20 protein-coding genes are annotated in these 22,821 nt (G+C 74.5%); 5 read left to right on the forward strand and 15 right to left on the reverse strand.

All coding sequences use genetic code 11. The features are described 5' to 3' along the window. Window positions 1-13: 13 nt before the first annotated feature. The gene (locus JUB12_RS13330) at window positions 14-1,468 is read right to left on the reverse strand and encodes a sensor histidine kinase KdpD (RefSeq protein WP_205695915.1); all 1,455 of its coding nucleotides are present in this window, start codon (window positions 1,466-1,468) and stop codon (window positions 14-16) included. A gap of 20 nt (window positions 1,469-1,488) precedes the next feature. Further along, entirely contained in the window at window positions 1,489-2,103 is a 615-nt protein-coding gene (locus JUB12_RS13335; RefSeq protein ID WP_241004259.1) for an acyltransferase, read from the reverse strand. Between the two features lie 28 nt (window positions 2,104-2,131). Between JUB12_RS13335 and JUB12_RS13340 the strand changes: the two genes are divergently transcribed. Continuing rightward, window positions 2,132-3,640 (forward strand): oligosaccharide flippase family protein, encoded by a 1,509-nt coding sequence (locus JUB12_RS13340; protein WP_205695916.1) that lies wholly within the window; start codon window positions 2,132-2,134, stop codon window positions 3,638-3,640. Here JUB12_RS13340 and JUB12_RS13345 read toward each other — a convergent pair. From JUB12_RS13345 to JUB12_RS13380, 8 genes are all read right to left on the reverse strand, one after another. Beyond that, window positions 3,576-4,025 carry a hypothetical protein gene (locus JUB12_RS13345; RefSeq protein ID WP_205695917.1) on the reverse strand — a complete coding sequence of 150 codons (450 nt, stop codon included), beginning with the start codon at window positions 4,023-4,025 and terminating at the stop codon, window positions 3,576-3,578. The genes JUB12_RS13340 and JUB12_RS13345 overlap by 65 nt on opposite strands. Beyond that, window positions 4,022-5,134, reverse strand: coding sequence for an FAD-binding oxidoreductase (locus JUB12_RS13350; RefSeq protein ID WP_205695918.1), 1,113 nt, complete (start codon window positions 5,132-5,134; stop codon window positions 4,022-4,024). Before JUB12_RS13350 ends, JUB12_RS13345 begins: the two co-directional genes overlap by 4 nt. A gap of 33 nt (window positions 5,135-5,167) precedes the next feature. Then, the gene (locus tag JUB12_RS13355; RefSeq protein ID WP_205695919.1) at window positions 5,168-6,850 is read right to left on the reverse strand and encodes an Ig-like domain-containing protein; all 1,683 of its coding nucleotides are present in this window, start codon (window positions 6,848-6,850) and stop codon (window positions 5,168-5,170) included. Between the two features lie 87 nt (window positions 6,851-6,937). After that, the gene (locus JUB12_RS13360; RefSeq protein WP_205695920.1) at window positions 6,938-8,203 is read right to left on the reverse strand and encodes a hypothetical protein; all 1,266 of its coding nucleotides are present in this window, start codon (window positions 8,201-8,203) and stop codon (window positions 6,938-6,940) included. 33 nt (window positions 8,204-8,236) lie between these two features. Next, a complete protein-coding gene (locus tag JUB12_RS13365) occupies window positions 8,237-9,304 on the reverse strand; it encodes a hypothetical protein (protein WP_205695921.1) in 1,068 nt (355 codons plus the stop codon). Further along, window positions 9,277-9,960 carry a TIM barrel protein gene (locus JUB12_RS13370; protein ID WP_205695922.1) on the reverse strand — a complete coding sequence of 228 codons (684 nt, stop codon included), beginning with the start codon at window positions 9,958-9,960 and terminating at the stop codon, window positions 9,277-9,279. Before JUB12_RS13370 ends, JUB12_RS13365 begins: the two co-directional genes overlap by 28 nt. A gap of 620 nt (window positions 9,961-10,580) precedes the next feature. Next, entirely contained in the window at window positions 10,581-11,351 is a 771-nt protein-coding gene (locus JUB12_RS13375) for an ABC transporter permease (RefSeq protein WP_241004260.1), read from the reverse strand. Then, window positions 11,348-12,244, reverse strand: coding sequence for an ABC transporter ATP-binding protein (locus JUB12_RS13380; protein WP_205695923.1), 897 nt, complete (start codon window positions 12,242-12,244; stop codon window positions 11,348-11,350). Before JUB12_RS13380 ends, JUB12_RS13375 begins: the two co-directional genes overlap by 4 nt. A gap of 35 nt (window positions 12,245-12,279) precedes the next feature. Here JUB12_RS13380 and ettA point away from each other — a divergent pair, with 35 nt between their 5' ends. Genes ettA through JUB12_RS13395 form a run of 3 tightly spaced genes read left to right on the forward strand, consistent with a single transcriptional unit; the run spans window position 12,280 to window position 15,780 of the window. Further along, window positions 12,280-13,935: an energy-dependent translational throttle protein EttA gene (gene ettA / locus JUB12_RS13385; protein ID WP_205695924.1), complete on the forward strand. Its 1,656-nt coding sequence runs from the start codon at window positions 12,280-12,282 to the stop codon at window positions 13,933-13,935. Window positions 13,936-13,972: 37 nt separating this feature from the next. Further along, on the forward strand, window positions 13,973-14,905 hold the full coding sequence (locus JUB12_RS13390; RefSeq protein ID WP_205695925.1) for a fatty acid desaturase: 933 nt from the start codon (window positions 13,973-13,975) through the stop codon (window positions 14,903-14,905). A gap of 32 nt (window positions 14,906-14,937) precedes the next feature. Beyond that, entirely contained in the window at window positions 14,938-15,780 is an 843-nt protein-coding gene (locus JUB12_RS13395) for a hypothetical protein (protein WP_205695926.1), read from the forward strand. Here the strand turns inward: JUB12_RS13395 and JUB12_RS13400 are convergent. The 5 genes from JUB12_RS13400 to JUB12_RS13420 form a co-directional block, all read right to left on the reverse strand. Next, on the reverse strand, window positions 15,777-17,144 hold the full coding sequence (locus JUB12_RS13400; protein WP_205695927.1) for a methyl-accepting chemotaxis protein: 1,368 nt from the start codon (window positions 17,142-17,144) through the stop codon (window positions 15,777-15,779). The genes JUB12_RS13395 and JUB12_RS13400 overlap by 4 nt on opposite strands. A 148-nt stretch (window positions 17,145-17,292) precedes the next feature. Beyond that, window positions 17,293-19,089: a methyl-accepting chemotaxis protein gene (locus tag JUB12_RS13405; RefSeq protein ID WP_205695928.1), complete on the reverse strand. Its 1,797-nt coding sequence runs from the start codon at window positions 19,087-19,089 to the stop codon at window positions 17,293-17,295. A 69-nt stretch (window positions 19,090-19,158) separates the two neighbouring features. Continuing rightward, entirely contained in the window at window positions 19,159-19,845 is a 687-nt protein-coding gene (locus tag JUB12_RS13410; protein ID WP_205695929.1) for a haloacid dehalogenase-like hydrolase, read from the reverse strand. A 13-nt stretch (window positions 19,846-19,858) separates the two neighbouring features. Continuing rightward, entirely contained in the window at window positions 19,859-20,920 is a 1,062-nt protein-coding gene (locus JUB12_RS13415) for a M42 family metallopeptidase (protein WP_205695930.1), read from the reverse strand. A gap of 33 nt (window positions 20,921-20,953) precedes the next feature. Further along, window positions 20,954-21,607 carry a transglutaminase family protein gene (locus JUB12_RS13420; protein ID WP_205695931.1) on the reverse strand — a complete coding sequence of 218 codons (654 nt, stop codon included), beginning with the start codon at window positions 21,605-21,607 and terminating at the stop codon, window positions 20,954-20,956. A gap of 111 nt (window positions 21,608-21,718) precedes the next feature. Here JUB12_RS13420 and JUB12_RS13425 point away from each other — a divergent pair, with 111 nt between their 5' ends. Continuing rightward, window positions 21,719-22,798 (forward strand): hypothetical protein, encoded by a 1,080-nt coding sequence (locus JUB12_RS13425; RefSeq protein WP_205695932.1) that lies wholly within the window; start codon window positions 21,719-21,721, stop codon window positions 22,796-22,798. Window positions 22,799-22,821: the final 23 nt, after the last annotated feature.

Raw genomic sequence — 22,821 nt, forward strand, 5'->3', positions numbered from 1 at the left:
GGAGGCGCGCCGCCTAGGCCGCCGGCAGCGCCAGCGTGAACGCCGTCTCCCCCGCCGCCGTGCGGTCGCACTCGAGCGTCCCGCCCATGGCCTCGGCCAGCGCCCGGGAGACGTAGAGGGAGATGCCGGTGCCCTGCGACTCGTCGGTCCCGCGCGCGCCGGTCGGGTCGGCGAACAGCCGCTCGCGGACCTCCGGGGCGATGCCCGGGCCGGTGTCGCGGACCTCGGCGTGGACCATGCCGTCGGCGCGCGAGACGGCGACGACGACGCGGGCGTCGGGCGGCGACGCGCGGCGGGCGTTGTCGACCAGCGAGGTGAGGACCTGCGCGACGCGGCGGGTGTCGGCGGCGGCCATGAGCTCGCCGGCGTCGCCGGCGGCCACGACGTCCACGCCCGGCGGGTCCTGCGGGAGGGCGGCGACCGCGCGGGCCTGGGCCACGACGTCGACGCGCTCGGTGCGCAGGCCGAGGGCGTGGCCGGCGTGGACGCGCTGGTAGTCGAGGGTCTGGGCGATCTGGTGGCGCAGCCAGTGGGCCTCGCTGCGCAGGCGGCCGGTGATGGGCGAGGCGCCGCCCTGCTCGGGCGAGGGCGGCGCGCGGTGCAGGACGTCGGCCAGCCCGACGACGACGGCCAGCGGCGTCTGCAGCCCGTGCGAGACGGCGCCCAGGACCTCGGCGCGGGCCTCGGCGGCCGCGGCGCGGGTCTCGGCGAGCTCGAGCGCCTGGGTCAGGCGCTGCTCGCGCTCGCGGGCGAAGGCGAGCAGGACGAGCACGAGCGGGGCGAGCAGGAGGAACGCGTAGGCCTCCTGCTCGGTGGCCAGCGCGGCGAGCAGGCCCACGGGCGCGAGCATGGCGTCCAGGGCGTAGACGAGGGCGAGCACCCGGATCTGCACCTGCGGCGCCACCCGGTCGCTCAGCCCCTCGCGGGCGAGCCCCGAGATCGCGTCGCAGACGACCATCGCCGCGAAGGCCGCGACGTAGGACGGCCAGTCGCCCCACCGCGGCCCGCCATCGACGCCGTAAGCCAGGACGACGGCCGGCCCGAACGCGTACCAGGCGTTGGGCAGCGCCTTGACCAGGCGGTCGCGGTGCACGCGTCCCCCGACGACGTCCGGCAGCGTCCCGAGCAGGTCGCCGGCGACGATCGCCAGCGGCACGACCTGCGGCGGCAGCTCGAAGAGCATCGGCACCAGCACGAGCAGCGAGAGGTCGGTCGCGCCGAGGCCGACCTCGAAGCGCACGCGCCCCGCGATCGCGTAGGAGACGGTGAGGACGACGGCCTCGAGCCACGGCAGACCCGACAGCTCGTCGGGCCCGAGGAGCGCGAAGGCCAGCGCCGCCACGAGCGCCGGCACGCCGACCGTCAGCTCGGCGGCCAGCTCGCGGCCCGCCAGGCGCTGGTGGTCCGCGGCGCGCCCCTCCTCGACGAGCCGCTCGACCTCCGGAGCGGCTGTCGGCGCAGCGTCCATGCGCCGCAGATCGTACGGGGCTAGCGGAACCCCTCGGGAGCGCCCGGCTTCCAGACGCGCTGCGCGTGGTCGAAGTGGCGCACGATGCGCCCCGGGTTGCCCACGACGACCGCGTTGTCGGGCACGTCGCTGACCACGACCGCCCCCGCGCCGATCACGCAGTTCACGCCGATCGTCACGCCCGGGAGCACCATCGCGCCGAGCCCGATGTTCGTCTTGTCGCCGATCTTCACCGGCTGGGGCTCGACCATCGGCTGATCGCGGATCGGGACGTCCGGGTCCTCGTAGCCGTGGTAGGTGTCGGCGAACAGCAGGCGGTCCGACGCGTAGACGTCGCTGCCGATCTCGATGGAGCCGCAGCACGCGATCGTGACGTCGCGGCCGATGTGCGTGCGGTCGCCGATGACGAGCTTCGGCGAGTACGAGACGCCGAGGTGCTGGTCGGGGCACGAGATCCGGCCGTTCTGGAGGATCGTCACGTACGAGCCGAGGTAGACGTTGTGCGGCCCGTCGATGCTCACCGGTGGGGAGACCCAGGTCCCCTCGCCGAACGCCCCGAAGTTCTCCGGGTGCACCTGGCGGCGCATGTGGCGGGCGAAGATCGCGTTGCGCAGGGCCGTGACGGGGCTCGGCACAGCGCGGAAGCCTAGGCTCTGGTGGGAGATGAGCGCGTCGCGCTTCGACCTGCGGGGGCGCTCCCTCCGAGCGCTCGCGGCGCGGGGCACGCTGATCAACAGCGCCTTCGCCGTCGCGGTCGGCCTCCTGGGCCTGCTGCGGGGCTTCCTCCTGGCCGCCCTGCTGACGCCGGAGGACTACGGCGTCTGGGGCATCCTGCTCGTCTCGCTCGGCACCCTGACGTGGCTCAAGGCGGTCGGCATCAGCGACCGCTTCGTCCAGCAGGACGAGGCCGACCAGGAGCTCGAGTTCCAGCGCGCCTTCACGCTCGAGGCGATCCTGAACACCGCGCTCGGCCTGCTCGTCGTCGCCGCCGTCCCGGTCATGGCGATCCTCTACGACGAGTCGAAGATCATCGCCCCGGGTCTCGCGCTCGTCGCGCTGCTGCCCGCGATGACGCTCCAGGCGCCGCTGTGGGTCCTGTACCGCAAGATGGACTTCGCCCGGCAGCGCGCGCTCATGGCGCTGGACCCGATCGTCGGCCTCGCGGTCGGCGTCGGGATGGCCGCCGCCGGCGCGGGCTACTGGTCGTTCGTCGGCGCCGCGCTGGCCGGCGCATACGTCACGGCGATCGCCGCGCTCTGGACCTGCCCCTACCCCCTGCGCTGGCGCTACGACGCCGCCCGCGCGCGGTCCTACATCTCCTTCAGCGGCCCGCTGCTCGTGTCGAGCGTGGGCGGGATCGTCGTCGCCCAGGGCTCCATCCTCGCCGGGCAGGCCGCCGCGGGCCTCGCCGCCGCCGGCGCCATCACGCTGGCCTCGTCGGTCTCGTTCTTCACCAACCGCGTCGACGACGTCCTGACCGACACGCTGTACCCCGCCATCTGCGCGGTCGCCGATCGCACGGAGCTGCTCTTCGAGAGCTTCGTGAAGTCCAACCGGCTTGCGCTCATGTGGGCCCTGCCCTTCGGCTTCGGCCTCGCGCTCTTCGCCCCCGACCTCCAGAGCTTCGGCCTGGGCGACGACTGGGGCGACGCCGTCGAGCCGCTGCAGGCCTTCGGCGTCGCCGCCGCCATCGGCCACCTCGGCTTCAACTGGACCGCGTACTTCATGGCGCGCGCGGACACCAAGCCGATCGCCGTGCACTCCGTCTCCGCCGCCGCGGCGTTCCTCGCGATCGAGCTGCCGCTGATCCTCGCCTACGGCCTGCGCGGCGTGGCGATCGGGACGGTCGCCGTCGTCGCCGTCAGCCTGCTCGTGCGCTGGCTGTTCCTGCGCCGCCTGTTCACCGACTTCCGCCTGGGCCGCCACGCGCTGCGGGCGCTGTGGCCCGCGGTCCCCGGCGTCGTGCTCGTCCTCGCCGCCCGCGCGCTGGAGACCGGCGAGCGGACCGCGCTCGAGGCGACGCTCGAGCTCGTGCTCTACGGCGTGGTGACGGTCGCCGTCACCGTGCTCAGCGAGCGCCGGCTGCTGCGCGAGGCCATCGGCTACCTCAGGCCGCAGGCGCCGCCGGCCGGCGGACCAGCCGCTCCACCCGCCACGTCCCCTCCCGCCTGAGCAGGACGAGCCGGACGCCGATCGTCGGCTGGTCGACGACGGCGACCTGCCCGGCCACCTTCGGCAGCTGGCGCGGCGCGTCGCGCAGCTGCGCGCCCGGGACGCCGACGCCGAAGTTGCGCGCCACCTCGGAGCAGGGCAGCTTCGTGATGCCGCCGACGAGCCGCTTGCGGAAGGCGGGCGTCATCGCGTCGCACAGCGCCTCGCCGTCGGACGCCGCGGCCGCGGCGCCGAAGTCCTCGGCGACGTCCTGGGCCTGCTCGACGGCCGTGGGGCCCTTCGCGTTGGCGTAGGAGCCGACGAGGACGATCGCCGCGAGCACGACGAGGCCCACGGGCAGCCACGGCCACGTGCGGTCGATGAGCGTCGCGACGCGCCCGTTCACGGGTCCATCGTGACGGACGCGGTGCGCAGCGTGACGTCGACCGCCCGCGGCCCGAGCCCGAACTGCGGGTCGGGCGGCTCGTCGCCGCCGACCCACCGCTCGAGGCGCTCGGCCAGCGCGGGGCCGTGCTTGAAGCCGTGGCCCGAGCCGCCCCCGGCCAGCCAGACGCGGCCGCCGTGCTCGGGATGGGGCGCGAGGACGAAGCGCGTGTCGGCCGTCAGCTCGTAGTGGCAGGCGCGGGCGGCGGCCAGCGGCGCGCCGGCCAGGACCGGGAAGCGGTGGGCCAGCTGGGCGCGGGCGCGGGCCAGCGACGTGTCGAGGACGCGGCGGTCGGCCGCGTCGGGGTCGGCCGGCGGGCCCTCCTCGTCGGGCGCGACCTTCAGCCCCTGGCCGTCGGCGTCGCCGTGGCCGTAGACCGCGCCGTCGTAGTCCACCCACCCCGGGGCCGACGACCAGGCGCCGCCGGGCGTCGCGAAGAAGAAGACGTCCTGCTGGGTGAGGCGGAGGTCGACGACGCCCGGGAAGAGCGCGGGCAACCACGCGCCGCACGCCCAGATCACGACGTCGGCCTCGACGACCGTGCCGTCGCTGAGCACCGCGCGCTCGCCGTCGGGCCGCGCCGTCACGCCGGTGCGCAGCCGCGCGCCCGCCTGCACCGCGCGCGCCGCGAGCGCCCGCGTCGCCCGCCGCGCGAAGAGCACGCCGGCCTCCGGCTCGTGCAGCGCGAAGGCGAGGTCGTCGTCACGCACGCCCGGGAACCGGGCGCCGGGGTCGACCCGCTCGCAGGCGATGCCCTCCGCCCGCAGCACCCGCTCGCTCTCGGCCTCCCAGCCGTCGGCGCGCCGCGCGAACCACGTCACGCCGCGCTGGTCGAGCAGCGTCGGGTCGAGCTCGCGCCAGAGCTGGAGCGCGCGCCGCGCCGAGCGCGTGTGCCAGACGTCGTCGCCGTGGCTGAAGCGGATGAGCCGCGTGTCGTCGCCCGACCCCGAGCGCGGCGTGCCCGGGACCAGGCGCTCCACGAGCTCGACCGCCCAGCCCGAGCGGGCGAGGCGGTCGGCCAGGGAGGCGCCGAAGACGCCTGCACCAACGACGAGGGCCGTGCGTGGCACGGCCCTCGAGGCTACTCGCGTGTCCGGTCCGGGCTAGCGGACGCGGAACTGCTTGACGACCGTCTTGGACGCCTTGAACGGGGCGTCGCCCAGGTAGCGGATCGACACGCGCCAGCGGCCGGCCTTGCGCACCTTCTGGCGGACGTTGAACGACTTGCTCGCGGCCTTCGTGGCCTTGTGCAGCGTCTTCCACCCCCCCTTCTGCTTGAGCTGCCAGAGGAGCTGGACCTTGCCGTCGAGCACCGGCTGGAGCGCCGAGGTGGCGCGGCCCGAGACCGTGCACGTGCGGCCCTTGCAGGAGACCTTCTTGCCGACGGTCAGCTGCGAGGCGATCGTCGAGGCGATCTGGTTCTTCGGGGCCTTGACGACCTGCACCGAGCTCTTCACCGAGTTGCCGGCGGCGTCGATGCCCTCGACCGTGATCGTGTGCGGGCCGTTGGCGAGCTTCTTGGCGCCCTGCCACAGCAGCTCGACGGGCTTGCCGTCCTGCGAGGCGGTGCCGGTGAAGTTGCGGATCTTCGTGCCGTCGGCGTAGAAGCTCAGGCGCGCGACGCCACCCGTCGCCGAGGCGCGGATGTACAGCGTGCTGTGGAACTTCTGGCCGTTGGTCGGCGCCGCGATCTTCACGGCCGGGCCGCTGAAGTCGCCGCACGCCTCGTCGAGGACGTCGAAGTCGGCGTCACCCGCGACCTGGCGGAAGGCGGCCAGCGACGGCTTGGCCTGGCCGTTGGCGCCGTAGAGGCCGTAGTGCTTGAGCTCCTCGATCGGGGCGCTCGGGTTGTCGCGCAGCGTGAACCACTGGGCGACCGTCACGTACTGGTCCTCCTGCAGGCAGTTGTAGGCCTGCTTGAGGAACGTCGCCTGGTCGGCGGTCGAGACGCCCGAAGGCTTCTTGCCGGCCCACATGCCGCGCTCGCACTTGGCGTCGCCGGTCGTGGTCCAGCCGAGCTCGGTCATCCAGATCGGCTTGTCGTCGCCGTTGGCCAGCGCCGTGGCGCGGACCTCGCGGTAGCCGAGGAACGTGAAGCGCGCGATGCGCCCGGCGTCCTTGTAGAAGTCGTACGGCCCGCGGTCGAGGCAGGCGGTGTCCGTGTGGACCGCGATCGCGTCGTAGGCGCCCTTGTCCAGGCCGCTGTCGTAGAGCGACTGCAGGAACCCGTAGTTGTTGCCGGTGGTCGGGCCGAGGATGGCCTTGGCCTCGGGGTCGCCGCGGCGGATGGCCGGGCCGACGACGTTGACGATCGACGCGTACTTGGCCGGGCGGGAGGCGGGGTCGCCGGACCAGAACTGGTCCTCGTCCTGCTCGTTCCAGATCTCGTAGCCCGCGACGTTGCCGCGGTTGCCCGGGGCGGCCGCGAACTGCTCGACGAAGTTCGCCATGTCCTGCGGGTCGGTCGGCGGGACGTTCTCGCCCTGGCCGCCGTTGGCCCAGGCCGGCGTGCCGACGATGACGTAGACGACCTTCAGCCCCCGCTGGCCGGCGCCGGCGGCGATGTCGGCCCAGCCCTTGGCCTGCACGTCGCCCTTGGTCGGCTCGGCGCCGGACCAGTGGACGAAGAGGCGGATGGTCTTGGCCCCCGTCGCCTTCGCGACGTCGAGCTCCGCCGGGCCCGGGGCGCCGGCGATGTTGATGCCCGGCGCGGCGGCCTGGGCGGGCGTCCCGGCGAGCGCGAGGGCCGCGATCGGGAGCAGGGGGAGCAGGAGCTTGCGCAGCATCGCTTCTCAGGATCGGCAATCCGCTCGCCGGCTTGACCGCCCGGGGCGGTGGGCGGACGGCTGAGCGCGCTGGACGGATGTCCGATGTCAGGCAGCGGCCGGCGCGCCGGCGGTCCCGAGCTCGCGCGGAGCCAGCGCGCGAAGGCGCTCGAGGAGGTCGGCGACCTCGTCGTCGGGCGCCAGCGCGATGGCGCGCTCGGAGGCGGCGATGGCGTCGGTCACGCGGTCGGTGCGCGCCAGCGCGTGGGCGTAGCGCGACCAGGCGCCGGGGTGCTCGGGGTCCAGGAGCGTCGCCTGCTCGGCGGCCGTGACCTCCGCCCCGAGGTCGCCGACGAGCTGGTAGGCGAGCGCGAGGTCGAGCAGCCCCTCCGCCGTCGGCCCGAGCCGCCGAGCCTGCTCGAGCGCGCGCAGGGCGGCGGCGCGGTCGTGCAGGCGCAGGCGCAGCCGGCCGACGCGCTCGAACGTCGCCGCGTCGGCGGGCGCGAGGGCGGCGGCGCGGTCGGCCGCCTCGGCCGCGAGCTCGAGCGCGCGCATGTCCTCGTAGATGCGGCTGGCGAAGCGGTGCGGCGTAGCGCGGTCGGTCTCGACGCGCGCCCAGTCGCGCACGGAGCGCGCGGCCGCGTCGAGGTTGCCGGCGTTCCAGAAGGCGAGCGTCATGAGCCGCAGCACGGCGGCGTTGCGCGGCTCGGCGTCGCGCGCGTAGATGAGGCGCTGGGCGGCCAGCGCGAAGTCGCCCTCGGCCATCGCGTGCTGCGCGGCGGTGACGAAGCGCTGGACGCGGTCGGCGCCGGGGTCGGGCTTGGAGAAGTCGACGAACTGCAGCGAGCCGGCGGGCACGGTGCGCACGCCGAGCTGGAACTTCACGCGCGCCCACTGCTGGGTGTTGAGGTCGTCCCCGGTGAAGTAGATGCCGGTGACCGAGCCGACGCCCCACTCGGGGTAGCTCAGGCAGCGCGCGTAGCGGTGGACGACCGAGTGGTCGGGCACGCGCGAGCCGAACGGGTCGTTGGCCTGGCGGTCGGCCGCCTCGGCACGCCGGCGCTGCTCCTCCTCGTAGGCCTTGCGACCTGCCTCGGCGCGCGCGGCGCGGGCCGCGGCGGCGCTGACCTTGACCGCGTTGCGGCTGACCTTGCCGCCGCGCGAGCCCTCGGCGAGCCGTTCGAGCTGGTCGGCCGCCTCGTTGATCGCCTTGAGGTGGCGCTCGTGCTCGAGCTGCTTGCCGGGCGGGGCGAGGTCCGGGTGCCAGCGCTTGGCCTGGCGCCGGCGGGCCAGCTGGACGTCACGCTGCTCGAACGGGGGCTCGAGCTCGAGGAGCAGCAGGGCCTGCTCGATGTCCAGGATCCCGGGGGCCACGGAGGCCCCAGGGTACCGAGGGCCCGTGGTGGCTCAGAAGATCCCGTACTCGCGCACGACGTCGCGCAGCGGCGTCTCGAACAGCAGCGCGAGCAGCCCGCCCTGCAGCTCGGCGGCGTGGCGGCGCGCGTCGCGGAAGGCGGGCGACGTGCGCGCGTCGGCCTCCCGCAGCTGCGCGAGCTCCTGGCGGGCGTCGTCGTCGCCCAGCAGCGCAACCCAGCGGTCGTACGCGGCCAGCGCGCGGACGCCCGCGTCGGCGGCGCCGTGGTCGAGGAAGGCCTGGGCGATGCGGTCGGTGGGCGGGGCGGCGAGCTGGGCGAGCAGGTGGTCGCGGTGGCGCTCGCGCGGCAGGCGGTGGCAGGCCAGCAGCGGCAGCAGGCCCCCCGCGAAGAGCACCTTGCGCGACGTGCGCAGCTTCGCGTTGCGCAGGCCCCACTTCGCGTCGCCCGGGCCGCGCAGCTTGCCGACGAAGTCCACGCAGATCGTCCGCCAGTAGCGGATGAGGTCGTTGAGGAAGAAGCGCGGCGGGCGGAACGACGCGCTCGCGTCGGCGAGGTAGGCGTCGACGACCTGGGCCCGCGCGGCGGCGTGGACCCCCTCGCCCACCACGGCGACCGACTCGAGGACGAGCAGCATCCGCCGGGTGAGGTTGCGGTTGTCGTCGGCGTCCAGCCCGATGCGCTCGACCAGCGCGTCGACGCCGATCGTCGACGCGAACGTCCCCTGCTGGCCCGGGTCGCGCCCCGGCCCGCCGAGCACCGCGCCGACGGCGGCCAGCGGCGGCGGCGTCAGGCCGGGCAGCGCCTGCGTCCCGTGGGCGGGGCGGTCGGCCTCGTCGGGCTCGCCGCCGCGCAGCAGCGCCCAGTCGTCGTCCGAGCCGGCCGTGACCTCATGGCGGCCCCACGAGCCGAAGAGGACGACCGCCAGGTCGTCCGGGAGGTCGACGGCGCCGAGCGCGCGACGGCGGTCGGCCAGGCCGTCGGCGGTGCGGGCGCGGGCGGCGGTGAGCGCGGGGAAGCCGTCGGCGCTGCGCTCGGCCAGGCGGTCGAGCCCGCCGGCCGGGTCGCTCGCTCCTAGAGGAGCGGCGCCTCGAGGATCCACGGCACGTCGCGGCTGCGCGCGAGCAGCGGCGTGAAGCGCCGCTCGTCGTCGGCGGTGAGGGCCTGGTGGTGGCAGTCGTCGTCCAGCGACGAGACGTGCAGGTGGCGCAGCCGGGCGCCGAAGCGGTCGAGGATGCGGTCGCCCTCCCGCATGGAGGGGTCGATCGACGCGACGTGCGCGACGTCGAGGCACAGCCCCGCCGCGGGCAGCGCGGCGAAGTACGGCGCCAGCTCGTCGGCCGTGCGCCCGTCGCCCTTGCGCGCGTCCATGTTCTCGAGCACGAGCGTCCCGCCCAGCGCCCTCCACGGCACGACCTCCTGGATCGTGTCGGGGTGCACGACGATCGCGTCGACGCGGGGCAGCAGCTCGAGCAGCGCGTCGACGAGCCGGGCGTCGTCCAGCGTGCGCTCCTTGCTCGGCGCGTGGACCGACAGGTAGCGGAACGGCAGCGCCGGCGCGGCGCGCAGCCACGCCAGCAGGCCCGGCAGCTCGGGCTCGGCCAGCGCGGCGAGCTCGACCGCGAAGACCGACGTGTCCAGCGCCTGGTCGGCGAGCCGGTCCCACGCCCCGCGGGGCGCGTCCAGCCAGCCCGTCGACGCCCCCAGCGGATGGTGCTGGGCGACGGGACGGCGGTCGGCGGCGAGGACGGGGACCACGGGACGGCGCAAGCTAGCGCCGGGCGCGGACGCCAAGGGCGAGCTCCCCGCAACGTCCGGGGTTCTCGGGGGCGCGGGGTGGTCGTCGGTGTGGGACCTCCGCCGCAGCGCGGCGGGAAGGACGCCGCGCTCGCTGCTCGGCAGCGAGGGAGGGAACCACCCGCGCCCGCGTGCTCCGCGGGCGGTCGTGGGGGTTCGAGCGTCGTGACCCTGTCATCCTCGGCGTCCCACGCCGGAGATGACAGGGTCACGGTCGCGGGGGGCGCGGGAAGCATCGAGTGGCGGATTCTCCGCTCCCCAGGCGGAGGATCCGCCAACGGATGGCCCCGAACGCCCCGCGCGCCCCCACGCCTTGCGCGCTCACGCGAACGTGGATCGGTCCCTCTCCCCCGGTGCGAACCGGCGATGGCCTCGCCCCTCCACCGACGCCGCGCACAGAGCTTCGCCCCCGCGCGGCGGGAAGGACGGCGCGGTCGCCGTCGGGTACCGAGGGAGGGAACCACCCGCGCCCGCGGGCTCCGCGAGCGGTCGTGGAGGTCGAGCGTCGTGACCCTGTCATCCTCGGCGTCCCACGCCGGAGATGACAGGGTCACGGTCGCGCGGGCGCGCCACCGCAGCGGCTAGACCACCAGCCGCTGCTCGGTCTTCACCACCGCCAGCCGCCACACGCCGAAGGCGAAGAGGAGCAGGACGCCGGCGTGGGCCAGGTCCTCCCAGCCCTCGAAGCCGAAGACGCAGTGGCGCACGAGCTCGACGCAGTGGTGCAGCGGGTTGACGTTGGCCAGCACCCGCGCCCACTCCGGCAGCTCGTCGATCGGGAAGAACGTGCCCGCGACGAGGAACAGCGGCGTGAGCACCGCGCTCACGACGTAGTTGAAGTTCTCGATCGCCTTGGCCAGCGCCGCGACGAGGATGCCGAAGCACGCCCAGCCGAAGCCGGCGACCGCCGCCACGAACGGGACGACGAGCATCCCGAAGGACGGGTCCAGGCCGAAGACGACCGCCACGAGCATCGGCACGCAGCCGTAGGTGCCGGCCCGCGCGGCGATCCACACCGCCTCGGCGGTCACGAGCTCCTCGGCGTCGACGGGCGCGGCGAGGATCGCGTCGTAGGTGCGCTGGAACTCGCGCTTGACGAACGTCCCGAACATCGCGGGGAACGCGCTCGAGAACAGCACCGCCGTGGCGACCGTGCCCGTCCCGACGAACTCGACGTAGTCGTAGCCGCCGACCTCGCTGACCAGCGAGCCGAAGCCGAAGCCGAACGCGAGCAGGTAGACGGTGGGCTCGACTGTCGACGAGAACGTCGTCGCCCGCCAGTAGGACGAGAAGTTCATGACCTCGCGCACGAGCACGCCCGTGAGCGCGGCGCGCTGGAGCCGGCCCCTCACTCGACCTCCTCCCCCGTCAGCAGCACGAAGACGTCCTCGAGGTTCGTGGGACGGCGCTCGCCCTCCGGCGCGCGGCCGTCGGCGTCCTCCACCCGCAGGACCGAGACGCTCGTCCCCGTCCGCCGCGTCGCGAAGCCCGCCGCCCGGGCGGAGGCCTCGGCCTCGGCGAGCCGCGCGGGCGGCCCGTAGACCTCCACCGCCTCGCGGCCCGCGTGCTCGACGACGAGGTCGGCCGGCCGTCCGCGCGCCACGGCGCGGCCCGCGGCCATGATCACGACGGTGTCGGCGAGGCGCGCGGCCTCCTCGATGTAGTGCGTGCTCATCAGGATCGACGTGCCCTCGCTGCGCAGCCGGTCGATGAGCGCCCACAGCTCCTGGCGCACCTGCGGGTCCAGCCCGACCGTCGGCTCGTCGAGCAGGACGAGCCGCGGGCGGTGCACGAGCGCCCGCGCGATGAGCAGCCGCCGCCGCATGCCGCCGCTGAGCTCGTCCACGCGCGCGTCGCGCCGGCCGACGAGGTTGGCGATCTCGAGCGCCCGCTCGACCGCGGCGGGACGGTCGGCGCGACCGACGCGGTAGAGGTGGGCGAAGACGACGAGGTTCTGCTCGACGGTGAGCGTCGTGTCGAGGTTGTCGAGCTGCGGGACGACGCCCATCTCCGCGCGGGCGTCCTTCGAGCCCTCCGGCAGCGTGCGCCCGAGCACCTCGATGCGGCCCTCGTCGGCCAGCGCCTGCGCCGTGAGCAGGCGCATCGTGGTCGACTTGCCGGCGCCGTTGGGCCCGAGCAGGCCGACGCACGTGCCCTCGGGGACCTCGAGGTCCAGGCCGTCGACGGCGCGCACCGCGCCGAAGGCCTTGACGACGCCCTCCAAGGTGATGGCGGCGGCGGGCACCCCGCGCACCCTACGCACTAGCCTGGGGGGTCGACATGGCGCACCAGTACGTCTTCCAGATGCACCGGCTGACCAAGACGCACCCGCCGGACAAGACGGTGCTGCGCGACGTCACGCTGTCCTTCCTGCCGGGCGCCAAGATCGGCGTCCTGGGCTACAACGGCGCCGGCAAGTCGACGCTGCTGCGCATCATGGCGGGGCTCGACACGGAGTTCGACGGCGAGGCGAACCTCGCCCCCGGCGCCACCGTCGGCCTGCTCGAGCAGGAGCCCCAGCTCGACGAGTCCAAGGACGTGCGCGGCAACGTCATGGACGGCGTCGCCGAGACCAAGGCGCTGCTGGACCGCTTCAACGAGCTGGCCGCGAACTACTCCGACGAGACGGCCGACGAGTTCGCCGAGCTGCAGTCGAAGATCGACGCGGTCGACGGCTGGAACCTCGACACGACGATCGACTACGCGATGGACGCGCTGCGCTGCCCGCCCGGCGACGCCGACGTCGCCAAGCTCTCCGGTGGCGAGCGCCGCCGCGTCGCGCTGGCGCGCCTGCTGCTCAGCCAGCCCGACCTCCTGCTGCTCGACGAGCCCACCAACCACCTCGACGCCGAGTCCGTCTCGTGGCTGGAGCGCCACCTCGCCGAGTCGCGCTCGACCGTCGTCGCGGTGACCCACGACCGCTACTTCCTGGACAACGTCGCGACGTGGATCCTCGAGCTCGACCGTGGCCGCGGCATCCCCTACGAGGGCAACTACTCCAACTGGCTCGTGCAGAAGCAGGAGCGCCTGCGCCAGCAGGAGCGCGCCGACGTCGCCCGCGAGAAGGTCATCGCCGCCGAGCTCGACTGGGTGCGCCAGAACCCCAAGGGCCGCCAGGCCAAGCAGAAGGCGCGCCTGCGCAACTACGAGGACCTCGTCAACCAGGAGAAGCAGGTCCGCCTGGACGACGTCCAGATCCACATCCCGAACGCGACGCACCTCGGCGGCGTGGTGGTCGAGGCCGAGGGCATCCGCAAGGGCTTCGGCGACCGCCTGCTCATCGAGGACCTCTCCTTCTCGCTGCCGCGCGGCGGCATCGTCGGGGTCATCGGCCCCAACGGCGCCGGCAAGACGACGCTCTTCCGGATGATCACCGGCCAGGAGCAGCCCGACGCGGGCACGCTCAAGGTCGGCGAGACCGTGCAGATGTCCTACGTCGACCAGTCGCGCGACGACCTCGACCCGGAGCACACGGTCTGGGAGGCGATCGCGGAGGGCTACGAGCAGATCCAGGTCGGCGACCAGTGGATGAACTCGCGCGCCTACGTCTCGGGCTTCAACTTCAAGAAGACCGACCAGCAGAAGAAGGTCGCCAAGCTCTCCGGCGGCGAGCGCAACCGCGTCCACCTCGCGCGCACGCTGCGCCGCGGCGGCAACCTCCTGCTGCTCGACGAGCCGACCAACGACCTCGACGTCGAGACGCTGCGCGCGCTCGAGGAGGCGCTGCTGACCTACTCGGGCTGCGCCGTGGTGATCTCCCACGACCGCTGGTTCCTGGACCGCATCGCGACCCACGTCCTGGCGTTCGAAGGCAACTCGCAGGCCGTCTGGTTCGAAGGGAACTTCCAGGCCTACGAGGCCTGGAGGCGCGAGCGGCTGGGCGATGAGGCCGACCGCCCGCACCGCATCACCTACAAGAAGCTCACGCGCGCTTAGGGTCACGAGAAGCGGGCGCGGGTACGCTCCCGCCCGCATGCGCGACGACTGCCAGCCGGTCGAGCACGAGACCCGCGACCGGATCATCACCGGCGGGGTCACGGTCGTCCCCATCATCGGCCTAGGCCTCGTGGGCTGGCAGATGTGGGGCTGGGGCCTGCACTGGAGCGACCTCCTCGTGCTCGCGCTCCTCTACATCCCGACGGGCTTGGGCATCACGGTCGGCTTCCACCGGCTGTTCACCCACCGCGCGTTCGCGACGGGGCCGCGCACCCGCGCGGTCTTCGGCGTCCTGGGCTCGGCCGCGATCGAGGGGCCGGTCATCTCGTGGGTGGCCGACCACCGCAAGCACCACGCGTTCTCCGACCAGGAGGGCGACCCGCACAGCCCGCACGTCGGCCACGGCGGCGGCCTGCGCGGCGCGCTGCGCGGCCTGTGGCACGCGCACGTCGGCTGGCTGTTCCTCCACGACCAGCGCGGCCTGCACACCCGCTACGCCCCCGACCTGCTCGCCGACCCCGTCATGCGCTGGGTCGACCGCACCTTCCTGTGGTGGGCCGTCGGCGGGCTCGTGCTGCCGTTCTTCCTCGGCTGGGCGATCGGCGGGTCGCTGGTCACGGGCCTCACCGGCATGCTCTGGGGCGGCCTGGTGCGCGTCCTGCTCCTGCACCACGTCACGTACTCGATCAACTCGCTCTGCCACTTCTTCGGCCGGCGCCGGTTCTCGACCGAGGACGAGTCGCGCAACCTGCTGTGGCTCGCGCTGCCGTCGCTGGGCGAGTCGTGGCACAACAACCACCACGCCTTCCCGACCTCCGCGGCGCACGGGCTGCGCCCCTGGGAGGTCGACCTCTCCGCGCTCACCATCCGCGCCATGGAGGCCACCGGCCTGGCCTGGGACGTCAGGCGCGTGAGCCGCGAGCGCCAGGACGAGCACGGCGGCGAGCCCCGCCAGGCCGTCGCCACCTAGGGCAAGCGGACCGCAGTCCTACATTGCGGTGGGTGACCACCGTGCGCGTCGTCGAGTTCACCGACCCTGGGTGCCCGTGGGCCTTCAGCGCGGAGCCCTTCCGCCTCAGGCTCAAGTGGACGTTCGGCGACCAGCTGGCCTGGGAGCGGCGCATGGTCGTGCTCGCCGAGGACGAGCAGGAGTACGTCGACAAGGGCCTCACGCCGGAGGTCCTGGCTCCCGGCATGGCGATGATCGCGCAGCGCCACGGCATGCCGATCGTCACCGAGCAGCGCGACCGCATGGCCGGCACCGCGCCGGCCTGCCGCGCCGTCGTCGGCGCGCGCCTGCACGACGCCGAGCACGAGGACGCGCTCCTGCGCGAGCTGCGCCTGCAGGCGATGGGCGGCCGGCACCTCGACGAGGACGCGACGCTGCGCGCGGCCGCCGAGGCGGCGGGCGTCGACCCCGACGCCGCCGTGCGCTGGGCCCGCGAGGACGAGGACGTCCGGCTGGCCACCGAGGAGGACAAGGCCGCCGCGCGCCATCCCCTGCCCTCGGCGCTCGCCCTGAGCCACAAGCTCGCGCCGTGGTCGGGCGGCCTGCGCTACACGTGCCCGTCGCTCGAGGTCTCCCTCGACGGGACGACGACGACCGCCCCCGGCTTCCAGCCCTTCGAGAGCTACGACGTCGTCCTGGCCAACCTCGCGCCGGACCTCGAGCGCCGGCCGGCGCCCGAGAGCCCGCAGGAGGCGCTCGCCTGGGCGGGCCGGGCGCTGGCCACCCAGGAGGTCGCGGTGCTCCTGGGCGTCACGCGCGACGAGGCCCGCGAGCAGCTCGCCGGCGTGGCCGACGAGCGCTCGATGGGCACCGACGCCCTCTGGACCCTGCGCTAGGCCGCCACGAGCCGGAAGCGCGCCACGAGGCCGTCCAGCTCGCCCGCCGTCGCGGCGAGCTGCTGGGCGCCGGCGGCGATCTCCTGCACGGAGGCCGACGTCTGCTGCGTGGTCGCGCTGACCTGCTCGGTCGACGCCGAGGACTCCTCGGAGATGGCGGCCGCGTCGGTCACGGCCTGGGCGATCGACGAGGCGGAGGCGGCGACCTGCTCGACCGCCGCGGCGATGCGCCCGACGCGCGCGGTCACGTCCTCGACGGACTGGCCGATGGCGCCGAAGGCCTCGCGCGCCTCCTCGACGGTCGCGGCGCCGCCGGCGGTGCGCCGGCCGCCCTCCTCGACGACCTCGACGGCGCGGGCGGTCTCGCGCTGGATGTCGGTGATGAGCGACGAGATGGAGCGCGCCGCGCTCGAGGACTCCTCGGCGAGCTTGCGGACCTCCTCGGCGACCACGGCGAAGCCGCGGCCCTGCTCCCCGGCCCGGGCAGCCTCGATGGCGGCGTTGAGCGCCAGGAGGTTCGTCTGCTCGGCGATGCCCGTGATCGTGTCGACGATCGACCCGATCTGGGTGCTCGTCGTGCCGAGCCGGCGGATGGCCTCGGTCGCCTCGGCGCTGGCCTCGCGGACGGCCGTCATCGCGGCGGTGGCCTCGGTGACCGCCGCCTCGCCCTGGCCTGCGACCCGGCGCGCGTCGTCGGCGGCCTGCGCCGTCGCCGCCGCCTCACCGGCCGACGCCGTGGTCGCGCTGGCGACCTCGGCCGTGAGCTCGCGCACGTGCTCGATGCCCTCGACCTGGCGCTGGGCACCGAGCGCGAGCTCACCGACGGCCGAGGCGATCTCGCCCACGGCCGACCCGGTCTGGTCCGACGTGGACGCCATCTGCTGCGAGGACGCGGCGACGCTGCTCGCCGTGGAGGAGATCTGCCCGACCATGCCGGCGAGGGCGGCGACGGTCGTGTTGTAGGCCTCGACCGAGCCGACGGTGTTGTCGCGGATCTCGTTGACCGCGCGGGCGACGTCGCCGAGCTCGTCGCGGGTGATGCGCGTGATGTGCGGCGTCACCGGCGTGACGGTGTGCGTCAGGTCGCCCTCAGCCATGTGGCCCAGGGCGGCGCGCAGGTCCGTGGTGCAGTTGTCGCGCAGCATCCCGAGGCGGTCGAGGACGTCCTCGAGCGAGCGGCTCATGGAGCGCACGAGCGCGACCGCGATGACCGACCCCGCCACGACGCCGACGGCCGCGACGGCCAGCTCGACGGCCGCGCCGGCGTCGCTGAGGGCGAGCACGGTGGTGAGGACCTGGCAGGCGACGACGACGCCGAAGCCGCCGAGGAGCTTGGTCCGCAGGGTGAGGCGAGACGGGAGCATGCGGCGACCATCGGTGGGCCACAAGCGGACCGGGACCCCCGGATCACCGAACCGACGGACATCTCCTGGACGCCTCCCCGGGACTGCGGAGGGCCGCCTCGACGGATGTCGGGGCGGCCCTCGCGGATGGGCGTGCTACAGGGTGGCGCTAGGCGCTGACGCGGAACTGCGCGACGAGCTGCTCGAGCTCGGTCGCCGTCTGCGCGAGGTCCTGCGCGCTGGCCGAGATCTGCTGGGCCGAGGCGGAGGTCTGCTGGGTCGAGGCGCTGACCTGCTCGGTCGAGGCCGACGACTCCTCGGCCACCGCGGCGACGTCGCTGATGCGCTCGGAGATCGAGGTGGCCGAGGCGGCGACCTGCTCGACGGCGGCGGCGATGCGCGTCACGCGGGCGGTGACGTCCTCGACGGACGCGCCGATCGCGGCGAACGACTCGCGGGCCTGCTCGACGGTGGCCGCACCGCCCTCCGTGCGCCGGCCGCCCTCCTCGACGACGTCCACGGCGCGCGAGGTCTCGCGCTGGATGTCCTGGATGAGCTGCGCGATGGTGCCCGCGGCCTTCGAGGACTCCTCGGCCAGCTTGCGGACCTCCTCGGCGACGACCGCGAAGCCGCGGCCCTGCTCGCCGGCGCGCGCGGCCTCGATCGCCGCGTTGAGCGCCAGGAGGTTCGTCTGCTCGGAGATGCCGGTGATCGTGTCGACGATCGACCCGATCTGCTCGGACTTGGCCCCGAGCTCGCGGATGGCCTCGGTCGCCTGCGCGCTGGCCTGGCGCACCGCGGCCATCGCCTCGGTCGCCTCGGCCACGGCGGTCTCGCCCTCTCCGGCGACGCGGCGGGCGTCGTCGGCGGCCTGCGCGGTCTCCGTGGCGTCCTGGGCCGACGACGTCGTGGCGCGGGCCACCTCCTCGGTGAGGCGGCGGGTCTCCTCGATGCCCTCGACCTGGCGCTGGGCGCCGAGCGCGACCTCGCCGACGGCGGTGGCGATCTCGCCGACGGCCTGGCCGGTCTGCTCGGAGGTCGAGGCCATCTGCTGCGACGATGCGGCGACGGAGCCGGCGGACGACGAGATGCGCCCGACGATCCCGGCGAGCACGCCGCGCGTCGTGTTGTAGGCCTCGACGGAGGCGACGGTGTTGTCGCGGATGCCGTTGACGGCCTGGGCGACGTCGCCGATCTCGTCGTTGGACCAGCGCTCGATGCGCGTGGTCGTCGGGGTGCACTCGACGGTGAGGTCGCCCTGGGCGACGTGGTCGAGGGCGTCGCGCAGCTCGACGGTGTCGCGGCCGGCCAGCGAGCCGAGGCGGTCGAGGATCTCGCGCACGCCGCTGGCGATGGAGCGCGAGAGCAGCAGCGCGACGGCGAGGCCGGCGGCCAGCGCGATGAGCAGGAGGGTGAAGCCGATGGTCTTGGCCGACGACGTGTCGCTCTCGGCCTGCTCGAGGGCCTGCGTGGCCAGCTTGTTCTTGTGCTCGAGCCACGGGTCCAGCGAGTCGTCGATGGCGTCCCACGCGTCCTGGGCGGCGACGATCGCCTGCTTGGCGCGGGTGTCGTCGCCGCGGTCGCTGAAGGCCGCGAACCGCATCGAGGCGGTGAAGTACGCCTCGAAGGACGCGCGCGTCTCCTCGGCCAGCCGCCGGTCCTCGTCGCCGTTGACGAAGTCCTTCTCGTACTCCGCGATGCCGTCGAGCACCTCCTGGCGGTCGGCCGCCATCTCCTTGGCCATCTCGGCGCGCTGGGCCGGCGTGGTCGAGGCGATGTGCTCGAGCTGGTGGGCGCGGAGGTTCGTGAGGTCCTTGTCGACCTCCTTGATGACCTGGACCGCCGGCACGACGTCGCGGCCGATGGCGATGGCCTGCTGCCCGAGGCTGTCGCTCTTGGAGATCGAGACGAGCAGCGAGACGACCATCAGGGCGAGGACGAGGCCGAACCCGGCCAGGAGCTTCACGCGGAGGGGTAGACGACGGTTGAGAGACACGCCCCGGTGATCGGCAGCGGTGCGCGTTGAACGGAGTGATCAGCGGGTCCGCAGACCGTCCAGCGCACGCAAGAGGCCGTTCGGCGCATCAACCACGACGTCTGCCGCATCAAGGGCATCTGCGCCGAACGGTCCCGTGGCGATCGCGACGCAGCGGACGCCGTCGGCCCGCGCACAGGCGATGTCGCGCGGCGTGTCGCCGATGACGACCGTCCGTGCCCGCGGGAAGGGGTCGTCGTCGGTGCCGGCCCGCCGGCGAGCCACCTCGGGCAGCCGCTCGCGCAGCTCGTGGTCGGAGCCGAAGGCGCCCTGGCCGTCGGCGAAGAACCCGCCGACGCCCGCCCGGTCGAGCTTGACCCGGGCGATCGGCTCGAGGTTGCCCGTGAGCAGCGCGAGCGTGACGTCGTCTCGCGCGGCGAGCGCCTCGAGCACGTCGTGCATCCCGTCGCTGACGGTGTGCGAGAGGTCGCCGGGCACCCGCGCGGCGAACTCCTCGCAGGCGGCCTGCGCCACCTCGGGCCACCGCGCGTCGATCGCCTCGGGCTCGACGCCGGCCGCCTCGAGGATGAGGCGGCAGATCGCGCCGTCGGTGCGGCCGGCGGTCTCGACGCGCACCCGCGGGATGGCGATGCCGTGCACGCGGCGCAGGGCGGCGTGGATCGCGTCGCGGTGCGCGTCGGCCGCCTTGATGAGCAGCGTCCCGTCGATGTCGAAGAGCGCGAGCACGCGCCCGGGGCCGCTAGCGGGCGAAGGAGGTCCCCGGCTCGAGCGTCATCGCCAGCGCGGCGATGGCCTTCGCCGCGCCCGCGACGTCGCCGAGGTCGACCATCTCCACCGGCGAGTGCATGTAGCGCAGCGGCAGGCCCACGAGGCCCGTCGGGATGCCCTGGCGCACGAGGTGGATGGCGTCGGCGTCGGTCCACGTGCGCCCGCCCGAGGCGGCGACGGTGAACGTCACGCCCTCGGCCTCGGCCGCGTCGTGCAGGCGCTCGAAGACGTGCGGGTTGAGGATCGAGCCACGCTCGAGGACCGGGCCCGAGCCGAAGCCGTGCTTGCCCTCCTGCTTGACGTCGATGCCCGGCGCGCCGGTCTCGTGGGTGACGTCGACGACGATGGCGACGTCGGGCTCCTGGCCGTAGGCGGCCGCGCCGGCGCCGAAGCAGCCGATCTCCTCCTGCACGGCGGCGACCGCGAGCACGTCGCCGGGCGAGCCGCCGCGCTCGTGCACGAGCCGCGCGACCTCGAGGGCCACGAAGCAGCCCAGCCGGTTGTCCATCGCGCGCGACACGACCCGGTCGTTGGGCAGCTCGAGCGGCTCGGCGGCCACGACGGCGGTGTCGCCGATGCGCACCCGGCCCTTCGCCTCGTCGCCGTCCTTCGCCCCGATGTCGATGTGGAGGTCCTTGAGCTTGGGGACGCGCTTGCGCTCGTCCTCGTCGAGGAGGTGGATCGGCTTGCGCCCCAGGACGCCCGGCACCACGCCGTCGCGCGTGGTGACCGCGACGCGCTGGCCGACGAGGATCTGCGGGTCCCACCCGCCGACGCCGGTGAACCACAGGAAGCCGTCGTCGTCGATGTGGGTGACGACGAGGCCGATCTCGTCGGCGTGGCCGACGACCGCGAGGGTGGGCGCGTCCTCCTTGGTGCCCTTGAGCCGCGCGAAGGTGTTGCCCATCGCGTCGACGGTGACCTCGGCGCCCAGGGCCTCCGCGTGCTTGCGGAACGCGGCTGACGGGGCGGTCTCGTAGCCCGAGGGGCCGGTCGCGGTGAGCAGGTCGCGCAGGGCGTCGGGCAGCGGCATGGGGCCGCAGGCTACCCGCGCGCCCGCGCTGCGCTAGTTGAAGCGGGCGCGCAGCGCCCTGAGGTCGCGGTCGAGCTGGTGGCGCGTCTCGTCGTCGACCGGGAGGGCGAGGCGCAGCTCGAGCGCGCGCGAGGCACGGCGCAGGTCGCCGCAGGCGGACGCCTCCGCGGCGGCCGCGCCCAGGACCGTGAAGGCGACCTGGTGCGAGCAGCGCCAGTGCAGCGTGTCGGGGAGGTCGGCCGGCGCCGTCAGCTGCGTGGCGCCCGGTTCGAGGACGACCGGGACGGGACCGCCGCGACGGTGCACGACGAACAGCCGGCCCCCGAAGCCCGCGGTGGTCATCGCGAGGCCCGCGCGGCGCGCGACCTCGGCCTGGACGACCGCGAGCATCGACGGGTGGCCGGTGCCGGTGGCGAGCACGCGGTCCAGCGCGAAGGCCCCGAGGCCGCCGCCCCGCGTCGCCGGGCGCAGGTGCGCGGTGGCGTCCAGCAGCGCGTAGCCCTGGCCCTGGGGCGTGAGGCCGCCGGCCGGCATCGCCGGCAGCGCGAGCTCGTCGAGCGCGGCACGCGCGCCGGCGACGTCGACGTCCTCGCGCAGCTCGAGGGCCAGGGCGAGGGCGAGCTCGTCCAGCGGCGGGCACGCCCGGCAGGCCTGGTCGCAGAAGGGGGTCACGCGCTGGTCGGCCATCGTGTTCGGGAACCCTAACACCTACCAGGGCAGTCGGGAATGGCGTCCGCGTGACAGCCCGTCAGCTCGGGTAGGAGGCGCCCCACACGTCCGACGAGGAGAGGTCTGCTCGTGCATCGTCCCCCCTGCCTGGCGCGCTGCGCCGCCGTCTCGGCCCTGGCCCTCGCTGCCGCGGTGCCCGCCTCGGCGAGCGCCCAGGGCGACAGCGCCCCGTCCGCGCCGACCATCGACGTCGGCGGCGGCGAGACCCGCCTGCACCTGCGCGAGAGCTTCGTCGGCCGCCTCGCCGACAGCGGCATCCGCGTGTCCCTGTCGGGCGGGGCCCGCGGCGTGACGCTCCAGCGCTTCCCCGCCACGGGCGGGGAGCTCAACACCTTCACCGCCCAGGGCAGCGTGACCCACCGGGGGACCCTGACCCTGCGCCGCGGCTCGCGCGTCGTGCGGCTGACCGCGCCCCGCGTGACCTTCGGCCCCACGTCGAGCTTGAGCTTCCGGGTGCGCGGCGAGCGCGTGACCGTCCTGAACCTCTCGACGCGCACCACCTCGGCGATCGTCGTCGGCGCGACGCTCGTCGTGCCCGACGCGGCCGTCGTGTTCACCTCCGGCGGCGCCTCGGTCCTCAACCGGGCGCTGGGCACGCGGACGTTCCGGCGCAGCCTGCGCCTCGGCGATGCCTCGGTCCGCGCCACCCCGCGTGACACGGTGCAGCTGCGCGGCACGACCCAGCTCGCCCTCGAGCCGGCGTTCGCCCAGGCCGTGACGGCCGCGGGCGCGTCGTTCGGCGAGGTCCCGCCGGCGACGGTCCCGGCGGCGGGGACGCTGGCCTTCCCCATCGGCCGGCGCAGCATCGTGGCCCCCGCGCTGCAGACCGGCACGGTCGACCACGGCGGCGGCGTGAAGTTCGTGCGCGGCGCGAGCTCGATCAGCCTCACCGACCCCCTCGTGCGCTTCGACGCCACGCCGACCCTCGCCGTGCGGCTGAACTACCAGGGCGACCGGGTGGCGATCGGCGACCTGACGCTCGGCGACGCCCGACCCGTCACCTCGGGCGGGTCGTTCACGGTGGCGGGCATCCGCGTGGCGCTCAACGCCAACGCCGCGCGCGCCCTGAACGCGACGCTCGGCACCGCCTTCCAGCCCGGCACCGCCCTGGGCACGCTGACGATCCAGGGCCAGACGATCCAGCCGTGAGGAGCAGGGGTCAGACCCCTGCT

The organism is Conexibacter sp. SYSU D00693, assembly GCF_017084525.1.
In the GTDB taxonomy this organism is placed as follows: Bacteria; Actinomycetota; Thermoleophilia; order Solirubrobacterales; family Solirubrobacteraceae; genus Baekduia.